Origin of the sequence: Sulfitobacter sp. EhC04 (assembly GCF_001650875.1) — a bacterium.
Taxonomy (GTDB): Bacteria; Pseudomonadota; Alphaproteobacteria; order Rhodobacterales; family Rhodobacteraceae; genus Sulfitobacter.
Genome location: NZ_LXYI01000027.1, coordinates 1 through 13565, shown reverse-complemented (window position 1 = coordinate 13565; position 13565 = coordinate 1). Strand labels below are relative to the sequence as shown.

The 13565-nt window shown below is 54.1% G+C and carries 13 protein-coding genes; 11 read left to right on the top strand and 2 right to left on the bottom strand.

All coding sequences use genetic code 11. From position 1 onward, the window contains the following. Nucleotides 1–145 precede the first annotated feature (145 nt). The 6 genes from A8B82_RS12830 (at nucleotide 146) to A8B82_RS12805 (ending at nucleotide 7390) form a co-directional block, all read left to right on the top strand. Nucleotides 146–898: an SDR family NAD(P)-dependent oxidoreductase gene (locus A8B82_RS12830; RefSeq protein WP_067293010.1), complete on the top strand. Its 753-nt coding sequence runs from the start codon at nucleotides 146–148 to the stop codon at nucleotides 896–898. 10 nt (nucleotides 899–908) lie between these two features. Next, entirely contained in the window at nucleotides 909–2096 is a 1188-nt protein-coding gene (locus A8B82_RS12825) for an acetyl-CoA C-acyltransferase (protein WP_067293007.1), read from the top strand. A gap of 4 nt (nucleotides 2097–2100) precedes the next feature. After that, nucleotides 2101–3243: an acyl-CoA dehydrogenase family protein gene (locus A8B82_RS12820; RefSeq protein WP_067293005.1), complete on the top strand. Its 1143-nt coding sequence runs from the start codon at nucleotides 2101–2103 to the stop codon at nucleotides 3241–3243. 11 nt (nucleotides 3244–3254) lie between these two features. Then, on the top strand, nucleotides 3255–4883 hold the full coding sequence (locus tag A8B82_RS12815; RefSeq protein ID WP_067293002.1) for an acyl-CoA synthetase: 1629 nt from the start codon (nucleotides 3255–3257) through the stop codon (nucleotides 4881–4883). 18 nt (nucleotides 4884–4901) lie between these two features. Beyond that, nucleotides 4902–5807 (top strand): helix-turn-helix domain-containing protein, encoded by a 906-nt coding sequence (locus tag A8B82_RS12810; protein ID WP_067292998.1) that lies wholly within the window; start codon nucleotides 4902–4904, stop codon nucleotides 5805–5807. A 176-nt stretch (nucleotides 5808–5983) separates the two neighbouring features. Further along, complete coding sequence (locus A8B82_RS12805) at nucleotides 5984–7390, top strand: aldehyde dehydrogenase family protein (protein ID WP_067292996.1); 1407 nt, start codon at nucleotides 5984–5986, stop codon at nucleotides 7388–7390. Between the two features lie 253 nt (nucleotides 7391–7643). Here the strand turns inward: A8B82_RS12805 and A8B82_RS12800 are convergent. After that, nucleotides 7644–8986 (bottom strand): IS3 family transposase gene (locus A8B82_RS12800; protein WP_138069759.1). Its coding sequence is split into 2 segments (ribosomal slippage): nucleotides 7644–8659 and nucleotides 8659–8986, totalling 1344 coding nucleotides; the frame shifts between segments, so codons are not numbered across the junction. Between the two features lie 381 nt (nucleotides 8987–9367). On the opposite strand from A8B82_RS12800, the gene pqqA reads away from it, so the two are divergent. From pqqA to pqqE, 5 genes are read left to right on the top strand one after another with little or no spacing between them, the layout of a single operon-like run. After that, nucleotides 9368–9472, top strand: a complete 105-nt coding sequence (gene pqqA, locus A8B82_RS12790; RefSeq protein ID WP_067293013.1) for a pyrroloquinoline quinone precursor peptide PqqA — start codon at nucleotides 9368–9370, stop codon at nucleotides 9470–9472. A gap of 27 nt (nucleotides 9473–9499) precedes the next feature. Next, nucleotides 9500–10393, top strand: a complete 894-nt coding sequence (pqqB, locus tag A8B82_RS12785) for a pyrroloquinoline quinone biosynthesis protein PqqB (RefSeq protein WP_067292988.1) — start codon at nucleotides 9500–9502, stop codon at nucleotides 10391–10393. Then, nucleotides 10390–11127 carry a pyrroloquinoline-quinone synthase PqqC gene (gene pqqC / locus A8B82_RS12780; protein ID WP_067292985.1) on the top strand — a complete coding sequence of 246 codons (738 nt, stop codon included), beginning with the start codon at nucleotides 10390–10392 and terminating at the stop codon, nucleotides 11125–11127. The genes pqqB and pqqC overlap by 4 nt, the downstream gene beginning before the upstream one ends. Continuing rightward, a complete protein-coding gene (pqqD, locus tag A8B82_RS12775) occupies nucleotides 11124–11405 on the top strand; it encodes a pyrroloquinoline quinone biosynthesis peptide chaperone PqqD (protein ID WP_067292982.1) in 282 nt (93 codons plus the stop codon). The genes pqqC and pqqD overlap by 4 nt, the downstream gene beginning before the upstream one ends. After that, nucleotides 11402–12487, top strand: a complete 1086-nt coding sequence (gene pqqE, locus A8B82_RS12770) for a pyrroloquinoline quinone biosynthesis protein PqqE (protein WP_067292979.1) — start codon at nucleotides 11402–11404, stop codon at nucleotides 12485–12487. The genes pqqD and pqqE overlap by 4 nt, the downstream gene beginning before the upstream one ends. A gap of 4 nt (nucleotides 12488–12491) precedes the next feature. Here the strand turns inward: pqqE and A8B82_RS12765 are convergent. Beyond that, nucleotides 12492–13565: helix-turn-helix domain-containing protein (locus A8B82_RS12765; protein WP_138069758.1), on the bottom strand; the 1074-nt coding region annotated here is incomplete at its 5' end.

Below are 13565 nucleotides of genomic sequence, written 5' to 3'. Positions count from 1 at the left end.
GATGCGCGCCCGCAATCCACTTTCGAGCACCTCGTCAACAAAGACCCGAGCGATCAATTGGGTGGCATTTTGTGTCAGCATATTGAGGCTTTATGACACTGCCTGCAGGCAATTCAAGAGGTAAGCTCGCAATGAGGGGGACATCATGGATAGTACATTTGCGGTTATCGTCACGGGCGCTGCATCCGGATTGGGTCAAGCGGCCGCCAAGAGGCTAGTGCAGCAAGGCTATTCGGTTGCGGCGGTTGACCTGACAGAAATTGACCAGCAGGCATTGCCTAATGGTGTCAAAGCCTATCAGGTTGACGTCTCCGACACTGACGCCGTCGATGGGATGTGCGAGCAAGTCAAACGTGACTTCGGAGGCATGGTTGGTTTGGTCAACTGCGCAGGCATTGTGCAGGGCGGAAAATTGGTGTCTCGCAAAGGCCCGCATGACGCAGATGTCTTCAAAAAGGTGATCTCGGTAAATGTCATTGGCACGTTCAATTTGATGCGTGCTGCTGTTTCGCATATGGCCGCAAACTCTCCAGACAGTGATGGCCAGCGGGGCGTCGTCGTCAATACATCCTCTATCGCAGCCTATGACGGGCAAATAGGTCAGATTGCCTACGCTGCTTCTAAGGGGGCTGTTGCGTCCATGACGCTACCTGCGGCACGAGACATGGCAAATCTTGGAGTGCGGGTCGTGTCTATTGCGCCCGGCATTTTTGATACGCCCATGTTGGCAGGGCTTCCGGAAGATGTGCGCGGTGCGTTGGAAGCAACAGTGCCGTTCCCCGCAAAATTGGCCGACACCGCCGATTTTGGCGCGCTCGTCTCTCATATTTTCGAAAACAAAACCCTAAACGGAGAGGTCATCCGTCTGGATGGTGCACTTCGTATGGCTCCGCAATAAGGATTTAGTAATGCTTGATGATCCGATCGTTATTGTCGGTGCAAAGCGCACGCCTATGGGCGGACTCGGCGGTGAGTTGAGCGGCATGACAGCAGCCCAGCTTGGATCTGTTGCGGTATCGGCAGCTTTGCACAGCAGTGGTGTTGCGCCAGCAGACGTGGATGAGGTGATCTTTGGCAACGTGTTGAGCGCGGGGCAAGGTCAGGCTCCCGCCCGACAAGTGTCATTGGGTGCGGGCATACCGGAGTACGCTGGGGCGGCAACCGTCAACAAGATGTGCGGGTCCGGGATGAAGACCGCCATGATGGCTTATGATAGTCTCGTGGCTGACAGCATTGATCTGGCTGTCGTTGGCGGCACGGAAAGCATGTCTAACGCGCCTTATCTTTTGCCCCGCGCCCGTCAAGGGTTGCGCATGGGGCACGCCCAAGCCATGGATCACATGTTTCTCGACGGGCTCGAAGATGCGTATGAAACCGGCACCCTGATGGGCGTTTTCGCTGAACGCTGTGCGACGGATTATCAGTTCACCCGCGACGCACAGGATACCTATGCCATCACCTCGCTGGATCGCGCGTTGGCAGCGCAGGTGAATGGCCACTTGGCGGGTGAAATTGCACCTGTTGATGTGCCAATCAGGCGCGGTACAAACAGCGTCGATAGTGACGAACAGCTGCGCAATGCAAAGCGTGACAAGATCCCAACCTTGCGGCCCGCTTTTGCCAAAGACGGAACCGTGACGGCGGCCAATGCATCTTCGATCTCGGATGGAGCTGCGGCGCTTGTTATGACGCGGGCCAGCGTGGCCGAGGCAAAGGGGCTGACGCCGCTTGCCCGGATATTGGGGCACAGTACGCATGGGACGACTCCGGATCGGTTTCCGGTGGCCCCGATCAACGCCGTCGAAAAGTTGCTGACAAAGACCGACACCAAAATTGGCGACTATGATCTGTTCGAAATCAACGAGGCCTTCGCGGTGGTTGCAATGGCCGCCATCAAGACACTGGGTCTGCCGCATGATCAAACCAATATTCACGGCGGCGCCTGCGCGTTGGGGCATCCGATTGGGGCGTCTGGTGCCCGGATCATGGTCACACTGCTGAATGCGATGCGCACGCTGGATGTCAAACGTGGCATGGCCAGTATTTGCATTGGCGGTGGCGAAGCTACTGCCATCGCGTTGGAACTAATGGAGTAAACTGATGAGCCTTGACGACACACAACAAGCTATCCAAGACACCGCCCGCCAGTTCGCTCAAGAACAACTTTGGCCTGGCGCAGAGCACCGCGACCGCAACAGCGAATTTCCCAGGGCCGCACTCGATGAGATGGGCACACTTGGCTTCCTTGGCATGCTGGTCCCAGAGGAATTTGGTGGCATGGACAGCGACACGATCAGTTATTCAACCGTCGTTGAGGAAGTCGCTGCCGGTGACGGAGCCTGTTCAACGATCCTTTCAGTTCATTCTTCGGTCGCCTGTGTTCCGATTGCAAAATATGGAACGGAAACACAAAAGCGGAAATACCTGCCCAAACTGGCCAGTGGCGCATGGATTGGTGGCTTTGCTCTTACTGAACCGCAGGCTGGATCAGATGCGTCCAACCTGCGTACAACGGCCGTGCGTGATGGGGATCACTATGTTCTAAATGGCGCCAAACAGTTCATCACGTCGGGCAAAAACGGGGCGCTGATCATCGTCTTCGCGGTTACTGACAAGTCGGCAGGCAAGAAAAGTATTAGCGCATTCATCGTTGAAACTGACACACCGGGCTATGAGGTCGTGCGGGTTGAAGACAAACTGGGCATCAATGCATCCGACACCTGCCAACTAAGCTTTAACGATATGCGCATCCCCGCCGAAAACCTTTTGGGAGAAGAAGGCGAAGGATACAAGATCGCTCTGGCCAATCTGGAGGGCGGTCGCATAGGGATTGCTTCCCAAGCTGTTGGAATGGCACGCAAGGCGTTTGAGTTGGCGCGCGACTACGCCGCAGACCGGCAAGCCTTTGGGTCTGCGATTGCCTCCCAGCAAGCCGTTTCATTTAAACTGGCAGACATGGCCACCGAGATTGAGGCGGCGCGGCAGCTTGTTCGATTGGCAGCGTCACAAAAAGACGCAGGCATCCCCTGTCTGCAACAGGCCTCAATGGCGAAGCTGTTCGCTTCTGAGATGGCAGAGCGGGTGTGCTCTGCCGCGATCCAGATCATGGGCGGCTACGGCTATCTGAAAGACTACCCTGTCGAACGGATCTACCGCGATGTGCGGGTGTGCCAAATCTACGAGGGAACGAGCGAAATTCAACGATTGGTCATCGCGCGTGACATCATGCGTAACGCGACCTGAGGGAGGACAAAATGATCACATTCGACCATATAGCACGCGACTACGAAACGGCATGGACGACCTACAAGCCCGACATTCCAACGCATTTCAATTTTGCATTTGATGTTCTGGATGTACGGTCCCGTGAGGCCGACAAGGATGCTTTGCTGGCGGTGAACATCACTGCGGGCACAAAAACTGCCGTGACCTATTCAGAACTCAGCACGGTGTCCGCGAAATTTGGGCAAGCGCTGTTGGCACTTGGCTTGCAACGTGGTGATGCGGCTTGTGTCGTCATCGGACGGGAACCTGCGTGGCACAAGGTTTTGTTTGGTTGTATGAAGGCGGGCGTGATATCGATGCCGGGCACGAACCTTTTGACGGCGAAAGACATCGCTTACCGGATTAATCAGGCTGGGGCCAAGGCCGTGATCGTTTCGCTGATGCATGTTGAAAAAGTCGACAGCATCCGCGCCGAATGCCCAACTTTGGAACATCTGATTGTGGTGGGTGAGGCCTCAGGCGATTGGTTATCGTTTGAAATGCTATGTGCGGACCAAGATGGGTCGCTGGTGGGGGGCGACGTCGCACCGTTCAGCGCTTCAGATACGATGATGATATATTTCACGTCCGGCACTACTGCTTTACCCAAGATGGTGCCACGTGATTTCGGCTATGCTTTGGCGCATGCGGCAACGGCGCTATTCTGGATGGACCTACGCGAAAGCGACATACACTGGACGTTGACCGATACTGGCTGGGCAAAGGCGGCTTGGGGGATGTTGTTTCCGCAAATGCTGATGGGCTGTACCACGGTATTATATGATGCGCCCGGTATGGATGTGGAGGCGCATTTGCGTGCCATCAAAGAGATTGGTGTGACAACATTTTGTGCGCCACCAACCGTCTACCGCCTCTTTGCACAACAGGATCTGACGCAATACGATCTATCGTCTTTGCGTCGTTGTCTTGGCGCTGGCGAGCCGCTGAATCCCGAGGTTATCCGGTATTGGCAAGAGCATACGGGTACGATCATCGCGGATGGCTACGGGCAGACAGAGACAATTAATATCGTTGGTAATTTCCCTGGCCTCGAGACGCGAAACGGGTCGATGGGAAAACCAGTACCTGGTTTTGACATCAACGTGGTTGATGATGAAGGCAGTGTCTTGCCAGATGATGAGGTCGGTCATATCGCGATCAAAATCTCAGATGCCTGGCCCGCTGGCCTATTCCATGGCTATTTGCGCGACGGAGAGCTTATAACTGACTCCTTCCGCAACGGTTGGTACTACACCGGAGATACCGCCTCCAGAGATCCCGACGGATATCTTTGGTTTGTGGGCCGATCCGATGACCTGATCTCTTCCTCGGGTTATCGGATCAGCCCGTTTGAGGTCGAAAGCGCGCTGCTTGAGCATGACAAGATCATGGAAAGTGCCGTAATTGGTGTTCCTGATGAAACTCGTGGGCAATTGGTCAAAGCATACATCATTCTTGCTGACGGGGTGGTCGGCAGTGAAGCGTTGGCAGCCGAGATACAAGATTTTTGCAAAAACCTAACAGCGCCATATAAATATCCCCGCGAGATTGAATTCGTAGATTCGCTACCCAAAACGATTTCGGGTAAGATCAGGCGCGTAGAGCTGCGTGGGGCATAGACGAAGGGAGGGCATAATATGTTGGTATACGATGAGTGGCGGACCCGATTGCGGGAATGCTGTGGTCATTACTACTCGGAGCCCACCAAGGATTGTGCTGCGTCTGAGCGGTTTGACGTGAACGAGGTCCATGGCCTTCACATGGCTTCAATCAATTGCACTATCAACCGGTTAAGCCGAACCCAGCAAGGTATTCGCCGGGACGATGCAGAGCATTTCTTTTTGTTGCATCAAGTTTGTGGGGAAACGGGTGTCAGACATTGCAACAAGGAAACCGTTCTTAGGCCAGGTGAATTCCTATTGCTCGATTCGACGCGTCCGGCAGAGTTGTTCTTCGAGAATCAGACATCCGAGTTTGAGTCTGTTCATATTCCGCGGAACCTATTTCTATCGGACCGGAAGCATGCTCCGGCAACGGGCACGAAAGTTACATCGCGCCATCCTCTTCATGCGAGCTTGGAAAACCTCACTAGCATCGAGGTGAACAAAGACGAACTCGATCACTTTAAATCGGAAGACTTCTTTGATTTTGTCGCGATGGCCTTCGGCCCAGAATTAGAACACGTCTCAATGAACCATCTGCGCAATCGGGGCGGACGGATGCGCTATATGTCACAGGTAATTGATCAAAACCTCAGTAATCCTGACTTTTCCATCGACTATCTGGCACGATGCGTTGGGCGGTCACGACGGCAACTTCAGCGCGATTTTTCCAGCTCAGGCACGAGTTTCACCGAATTCTTGCTAGAGCGCCGTCTTCAGCATTTTATCGCTGCCAGCCAAATTTCAGGCCGTCGGGGCCGGCAGATGAGCATCGCTGAGTTGGCACATTCGTCTGGGTTTTCGGATCAATCCCATTTCAACCGGATATTCAAGAAACGCTATGATCTCAGCCCCACAGCGTATCTAAGCAGAGCCTCTTAATTGTCTGTTTTTGGGTCGTTTTTTTGGCGCAGGATGCAAATCAGTAGGCGTGCGGCTTCAAGACATGGTCAACAAATGATGCTTCTATCTTGATCGTGGCGCTCGGATGGGGGCCAACTTAAGGGAGGACACCGATGGGACTTAAATCGTTCATGCGGTGGGTAAGGAGAGATTCAATGGACATGAAAATGCTGATTAACGGTCAGATGGTAGCATCTGATAAGTGGGTTGATGTGATTAACCCAGCAACAGAAGAGGTTTTTGCGCGGGTGCCGCATGCCTCGGAAGCCCAACTTGACGAGGCCGTTGCAGCCGCGTCAGTAGCCCAAAAGAGTTGGGAGAAAACATCCATGGCTGATCGTCGCGCCAAGGTTGAAGCTTTGTCTGCTGCATTGGCAGAAAACGAAGCTGAGCTGGCACGGCTGATCACGCTTGAACAGGGCAAGCCGCTTCCAGAAGCGGCTGGCGAAGTGCAGTGGGGCATCGGCTATTTGGCGCATACGGCAACACTTGAGTTGCCGGATCGCGTTATCCAAGATGACGATGATTTCTTCATCGAAACGCGCCATAAGCCGTTGGGCGTTGTGGGGGGCATCATCGCTTGGAATTTCCCGATTTTGCTTTGCTGCTGGAAAATTGGCCCAGCCTTGATGGCAGGCAATTCAATCGTATTGAAGCCGGCGCCAACAACGCCTGTTGCCGCGCTACGTTTGGCGGAGATATGTGCCGAAATCTTCCCAGCTGGCTTGGTGAATATCATCACCGACAACAATGATCTTGGGCCAAAGATGTCCGCGCACTCTGGTATCTCCAAGATTGGCTTCACGGGCTCTTCAGAAACTGGCAAGCGCATCATGGCGTCTGCTGCGAACACAATGAAACGGGTCACTTTGGAGATGGGTGGCAATGATCCATCCATCGTGATGCCTGATGTTGACGTGAAGGCTGCGGCAGAAAAGGTTTACGGTGGTGCATTCTTGAACGCGGGGCAGGTCTGCTTGGCGGTGAAACGTGCGTATGTACATGAGAACATCTACGATGAGTTCTGCGAAGCACTTGCTGATCTTGCGGGGCAAGCCGTCGTGGGCGATGGCTTGAAGCAGGGTACAACTGTTGGGCCTATCCAAAACAAAGCGCAATATGAAAAGATCAAAGGATATCTTGACGATGCTAAGGCTTGCGGCACCATCATTGCTGGTGGCGAAGCCCCAGCAGGCAAGGGCTATTTTATCAAGCCAACTATCGTGCGAGATGTAAAAGACGGCGACAAAATTGTGGATGAAGAACAGTTCGGTCCAATCCTGCCGGTCGTTTCTTTTGCAGACATTGATGATGTGGTTTCTCGTGCCAACAATAGCGACTACGGCTTGGGTGGATCCGTTCATTCAAAGGACGTCGAAAGCGCGACTGAAATTGCAGGCCGCATCGAATCCGGATCGGTTTGGGTGAACCAACAGCTCAACATCGGGCCGCACATCCCAATGGCCGGTTTCAAAGGGTCGGGGCTTGGGGTCGAGCAATCTACTGAGGGCCTTGCAGAATACTGCCAAATGCAAGTGATCAACGTCGCAAAAACGGCCTGATCTAACGACAAATAACGTTGGCTCCACAACAGTGGAGCCAACGTGCGAGGGAATACATGACACACCGTTTACCGCAAGCCGGCTTTTCGCACGTTATAGGGCTAACTGATCAACCGCTAATCGAAAAAACAATTCCGGAAATGCTGCTTCAAACCGCTGCGCGATTTGGCGATCGTGAGGCAGTGTCCGTCATCAAATAGTTTGAGACAGATGGCAGTTTGACTCTGAGGAGTCATCGCTCATCTGGTTTCATTTAACCAGCGGATTTAGCGTGCTGCAAGCGCCTTAGCTTCATAGTCCTCCTTTTTGTCTTTTCCCTTTCAAGCAGGATTGTGTGGCCACGGCCTGTGTAAACGTCGGCAGGTGTGACGTTTTTCAGGCTCTCATGGTATCGCTTATGGTTGTAGTGCCCAACAAAGGCAGCGATATGCGCTTCAAGATCACCGGGTAAGAAGTAGTTTTCCAGCAGAATGCGGTTCTTCAGTGTTTGATGCCATCGCTCGATTTTGCCTTGTGTTTGCGGATGATAAGGCGCGCCGCGAGTGTGCGTTATGCCTTTGACTTCCAGATATTCAGCCAGATCGCCGGAGATGTAACATGGACCGTTATCGGACAGAAGGCGGGGACGATGTACCACATTTGCCTGATCCAACCCTGTTGCTTCCAAGGCTTGGTTCAACGTGTCTTGAACGTCCGATGCAGCCATGCCGGTACAGAGTTTCCATGTGATGATATAGCGGCTGTAGTCATCCAAGATCGTGCTGAGATAGAACCAACCCCAGCCAATGACCTTGAGATAGGTGAAGTCAGTTTGCCAAAGCTGATTGGGTGCTGTCGTCTTATCGCGGAACTCATCAGCTGCTTTCATCACGATGAAGGCTGGACTGGTGATCAGGTCATGTGCCTTGAGGATCCGATACGTCGAAGCCTCTGATACAAAATAGCTTTCCTTGTCTGTGAACGCCACCGCCAGTTCGCGTGGCGACAGTTCCGTCTCTTTCAGCGCTAACTTCACAACCTTGCACCGAACTTCGTCAGGAATGCGGTTCCAAACATGCTTTGGCTTGGGGGATTGATCCTGCAGCCCAGCCTCGCCACGCTGCAGATACCGATCATACCAACGATAGAACGTGGTGCGTGGGATACCCAGCTTGGCCAGTGTCAGCCGGGCCGACAGATGCGACCTTTCGACCAGATGGATGATCTCCAGTTTCTCAGATGCGGCATATCTCATTCGGGGTCGCCCCCACCGTCGAACATGCTTTTTTTGAGCAAACGGAGTTCCAGAGTCTGCTTCGCAACCACTTCCTTCAGATCGCGGGCTTCTCGACGCAGATCCTTCACCTCGTCTGTGTTCGCAGCACGTGCCGTATCGCCAGCCAGACGCCGCTTGCCAGCTTCCATGAAGTCTTTCGACCACTTGTAGTAGATGCCCTGCGAGATGCCTTCACGGCGACACAGCTCAGCGATGCTGTCCTCCCCGCGCAGGCCGTCCAGCACAATCCTGATCTTTTCTTCGGATGAATAATGCTTGCGCGTTGCGCGCTTGATATCTTTGACGATCTTCTCGCCAGGGCTTTTAGTTGTCTTTCTCATCGTCCACTCCTCGGTGGTTACGATGAGCCAAGAACACTCTCTTATCAAATCGGCCTATTGGGACCCATAGGCGCTGACGTCAGACACGCGACCACAAACGGCACGTTATGATTTGTAACCGCTTTATCTAATACACTACGCATGTCACTCAATTTGATTTCTCTCTTTTTTCCAAGCCAACCAACCCAAAAATCGATCACCAGTTCTCTACTTATGATGCTAACTACTGCCTTCATTTCGCAAGAGAGATGTGGGCCTGTTCGCTGATCTTGTCGCAATAACCAACATCTTTGGCGGGAAATGCCAAAGTTGTGGATTAGTGGAAAATGACTCCTATGGATTACTCTTCTGTTATACGATGCACAAATGGAGGATATTGTTATGACTTGGACTACACCAGTACTGCGCGAGATTGAGTGCGGCATGGAAATTAACATGTACGGCCCTGACGGTGACCGTGAAGGCGACGACGGCGTCTTATTCTAGAAGACTGTTGCGCGGAGTATCACATCTATGTTCCGGGCTTTGATATTGGGTGCCGTTGCGGGAGGAGGGCTTCCGCAGTGGAACTGTGGTTGTGAAAATTGCGCGGCTTGCCGTGCAGGATACATCCCTGAGCAAACTCAGAGTTCGATCGCTGTAACTGCCAACGGTGCGGATTGGGCGATCATCAATGCCTCCCCCGACATCCGGCAGCAATTGGCGCGAACGCCTATGTTGCATCCGACTGGTGTGCGTAGTGTGCCTTTGGCATCCGTCTTGCTGACCAATGGGGATCTTGATCATATTGCAGGGCTTTTGTCGTTGCGTGAACAACAGGCATTTGATCTGTTTGCCACGCGTGACATCCACCGGGTGTTGGAAAACAATCCGGTGTTTTCTGCGCTCAACCCTGAATTTGTAACCCGCAAGATCACACACTTGAACGCAACCTTTTCGTTGGTGTCCGGTTTGACCTGCACGACATTTGCCGTGCCAGGCAAAGTACCGCTTTTCATGGAGGGGGCGGAGGTACAGACTGATCTTGAAGGCGAGCAGACGGTTGGTGTCGAGATTACCTACGACGACGCCCGTATCTTCTATATACCCGGCTGTGCGGCCATGACGGACGCGTTGCGTGCGCGGCTTCAGGGAGCGGATATTGTGTTTTTTGACGGTACGCTGTGGACAGACGATGAAATGGTACAGGCCGGGTTGAGCCGGAAAACAGGCAAGCGCATGGGTCATATGTCAATGTCAGGGCCCGACGGCACTATCGCCGCGTTCCGGGATATAGATGTGAAGGAAAAGGTCTTTGTACACATGAACAACACCAACCCCGCGCTTGATCTACGCTCGGCCGTTGCCCGTGACATCAGGGCTGCGGGCTGGACAATCGCACGGGACGGTATGGAGTTCGCGTTGTGAGCATCCGCGATGCATTCGAAGCCCGTTTGCGGGACGTGGGACCGGCGCGGTATCATGATTTGCACCCGTTTCATAAAATGCTGCATGGCGGCGATTGTTCAAAAACCCAAGTGCAGGCCTGGGTCATCAATCGGTTCTACTATCAGGCCAGCATCCCCATCAAGGACGCGGCGTTCATGAGCAGGGTCGAGGACCCTGCCTTGCGCCGGGCATGGCGATCCCGGATAGAGGACCATGACGGCACCGGGGACAACGAAGGCGGCATCATGCGGTGGCTGCGGCTGGCTGATGCGGTCGGAATCGACCGTAACTACGTTGCCAGCAAGCGAGGTGTGCTGCCCGGGACTCGTTTTGCGGTGGATGCCTACGTGCGGTTTGTGCGCGACCGTCCGTTGCTCGAGGCGGTGGCCGCCTCGCTGACCGAACTCTTCGCACCCAAGATCCATGCGGACCGCATTCGCGGGCTGCTCAAAAACTATGAATTTGCGAATGACAACAGCCTCTCGTATTTCCAGAACCGATTGAAAGAAGCGCCAAAGGATGTGGCGTTCGGCCTGTCATGGGTGCTGGATCATGCCGACACGGCAGAGAAACAGGAAGCGGCTATTGCAGCGCTGGAATTCAAGACAGATGTGCTTTGGGCGCAGTTGGATGCGTTAACCGCAGCCTATGTAACGCCTGCCGCCATCCCGCCGGGGGCGTGGAAACCCGGTACATTTCAGGCCGTCCCATGACGTTGAAGGGCAGCGATATACCCATCCTACCACGCGGCGTGAGGGTGCATTTTGACAAGGTGCGCGACACTTGGTTCTTGCTTGCCCCTGAACGGGCCATCGTTCTGGACCCTATCGGTTGCGCGATCCTTGAAGAGATCGACGGCGCGGCAAGTTTTGATATGGTCGTTCAAACGCTGGCTCTGACACATCATGCACCGGCAGAGGCGGTCGCCAAGGATGTGGCGGCCTTTATCACCAAACTGTCAGACAGGCGTATTCTGGAGGTCAAACCATGACGCCCCCGCCCCCTATTGCGATGCTTGCAGAGTTGACGCACCGTTGTCCGCTGTCATGCCCTTATTGTTCGAACCCGGTGGCTTTGACACAAAAGGCACGCGAATTGGGCACGGACGTCTGGCTCGATGTGATTCGGCAAGCGGCGGAACTGGGTGTGTTGCAGCTTCACCTGTCGGGAGGAGAACCGGCTGCACGAACGGATCTGGTGGATCTGGTTGCGGGCGCACGGGCAGCGGGCCTTTATACCAACCTGATCACCTCTGCCGTTGGTCTGACCGAGAAGCGTGTAGCGGCACTGGATGCGGCGGGTTTGGATCATGTGCAACTGTCCTTGCAAGGTACTGACGCCGACATGGCCGACCGTATCGGCGGTTATCAGGGCGGCTTCAAACGCAAGATGGCCGCAGCGCAATGGATTGTGGACGCCGGGCTGCCCCTGACATTGAACGCGGTGGTCCACCGTCAGAACCTGCATCAACTGCCCGAGGCCATCGATATGGCGATTACGATGAAAGCGCGCAGGATCGAAGTTGCCATTGTGCAATTTCACGGCTGGGCGTTGCAAAACCGTGACTTTCTTATGCCCACGCGCGCGCAAGCGCGAGAGGCCAGCCACATCGTGGCAGAGGCGCGCGACCGACACAAAGGCACCTTGGTGATCGACTATGTCCCCGCCGATTATCACGGTGATTACCCCAAAAGATGTATGGGCGGCTGGGGCACGTCCGGGTTGAACATCACACCGGAAGGAGATGTGTTGCCCTGCCATGCCGCACAAACCATCAAAAACCTGTCATTTGACAATGTCACCGACCGCGCGCTTGGCGATATCTGGTACAATGGGGCCGCATTCAATGTCTATCGTGGTGATGACTGGATGCAGGAACCTTGCCGGTCGTGTGATCGCAAAAAACTTGATTTCGGCGGCTGCCGGTGTCAGGCGATGGCACTTGCGGGGGACCCGGCGGCGACGGACCCGACCTGCATCAAGTCACCGCACCACGGGGTGCTTGTGCAATACACCGAAAAGCAACCGGCGGAAGATGTCACTGCCATCTACCGCGAGATGCCAAAATCCTGATCGGTCAGCCCGGCACGGTGGTAGAATGGTCAGAAACATATTCGCGCGGCGAGCGCCCGTATTGTTCTTTGAAGCCACGGTTGAAGTTTGAAAGGTCGCGAAAACCTACATAATAGGCCACTTCGGAAATACGCGCGGGTTTGCTCTGTGACCCGATGGAGCAGAGGGTCTCTGCAACAAGCTTGAGCCGCCGGGACCGTACCGCCTTGGCGAAACTGTCGTTTGCTTCCTGAAATACCCGCTGCACCTGTCTGCGCGAAATGAGCATCCGGTCCGCCAGCCAATCCAGCGTCAATTCGTCTTCGGTCAGGTGGCTTTCAATCAACTGGATGGCAAACTGAAAACGATCCTCGTTCACACCGGGATGATAGTTAGGTTCCACATTTTCCACATTGCTGAACGCCAGCTGGATCATGTTCAGCAGCATATCGCTGCTGGCTTTGTGAACATCGCCGTCGACCTTGCCGCCCAGTGCGAAATTACTGATTTGCTTTTGGATCGTTGCCGCCATTGGATGTTCGGCACACATCTTCAGGCCAATCTCTACTTCATGCTTGCTGGCGGCCAGAAAGGTGCTGCGCGGCATATGAAGCGAGATCAGATGACCGGGCGCACTGTCAAAATCCAGTTCGGCTTCTTTGGTGGAATCAAGAAGCAGACTTTCGCTGGGGTTGAGAATGACACGGTTGTTGTTGTGCCGTACTTTCAGCTGGCCAGTGAGCTGGAACAGGAAAAAGATGTGTTCACTTTCGTCACGCTTGATCCCGGCCCGGTCGCGCTTGATGCAGTCCACATCCCCTGCAACCGATGCCACGTCCAACGTGTCGAATTTATGGGCGTCCACGCGGCCGTGAATAAGTCTTTGACGGGGTTTTGCCACGCCATAGTAGTGGCCGCAGATGCTGTGCAAATTTTCTTGCCAGTCATCGTAATGCATCGGCTTATTCATCGGTTTCCTCCCAAAACACGTGAAATTTCGCTGAGTGATTCTGTACAGCTTAGCAGCATTTTCGATATTTTCACCAGTCTTGGCGGGGAGTGGAAAAGCTCTGGGGATTTGCATTGGTAGTGTCGCAAA

What these genes read in the sequence shown, in the direction of transcription:
- pqqA (WP_067293013.1), top strand. Translation starts at nt 9,368, where the DNA reads ATGACTTGGACTACACCAGTACTGCGCGAGATTGAGTGCGGCATGGAA.
- A8B82_RS12830 (WP_067293010.1), top strand. Translation starts at nt 146, where the DNA reads ATGGATAGTACATTTGCGGTTATCGTCACGGGCGCTGCATCCGGATTG.
- A8B82_RS12805 (WP_067292996.1), top strand. Translation starts at nt 5,984, where the DNA reads ATGGACATGAAAATGCTGATTAACGGTCAGATGGTAGCATCTGATAAG.
- A8B82_RS12825 (WP_067293007.1), top strand. Translation starts at nt 909, where the DNA reads ATGCTTGATGATCCGATCGTTATTGTCGGTGCAAAGCGCACGCCTATG.
- A8B82_RS12810 (WP_067292998.1), top strand. Translation starts at nt 4,902, where the DNA reads ATGTTGGTATACGATGAGTGGCGGACCCGATTGCGGGAATGCTGTGGT.
- A8B82_RS12815 (WP_067293002.1), top strand. Translation starts at nt 3,255, where the DNA reads ATGATCACATTCGACCATATAGCACGCGACTACGAAACGGCATGGACG.
- pqqD (WP_067292982.1), top strand. Translation starts at nt 11,124, where the DNA reads ATGACGTTGAAGGGCAGCGATATACCCATCCTACCACGCGGCGTGAGG.
- pqqB (WP_067292988.1), top strand. Translation starts at nt 9,500, where the DNA reads ATGTTCCGGGCTTTGATATTGGGTGCCGTTGCGGGAGGAGGGCTTCCG.
- A8B82_RS12820 (WP_067293005.1), top strand. Translation starts at nt 2,101, where the DNA reads ATGAGCCTTGACGACACACAACAAGCTATCCAAGACACCGCCCGCCAG.
- pqqE (WP_067292979.1), top strand. Translation starts at nt 11,402, where the DNA reads ATGACGCCCCCGCCCCCTATTGCGATGCTTGCAGAGTTGACGCACCGT.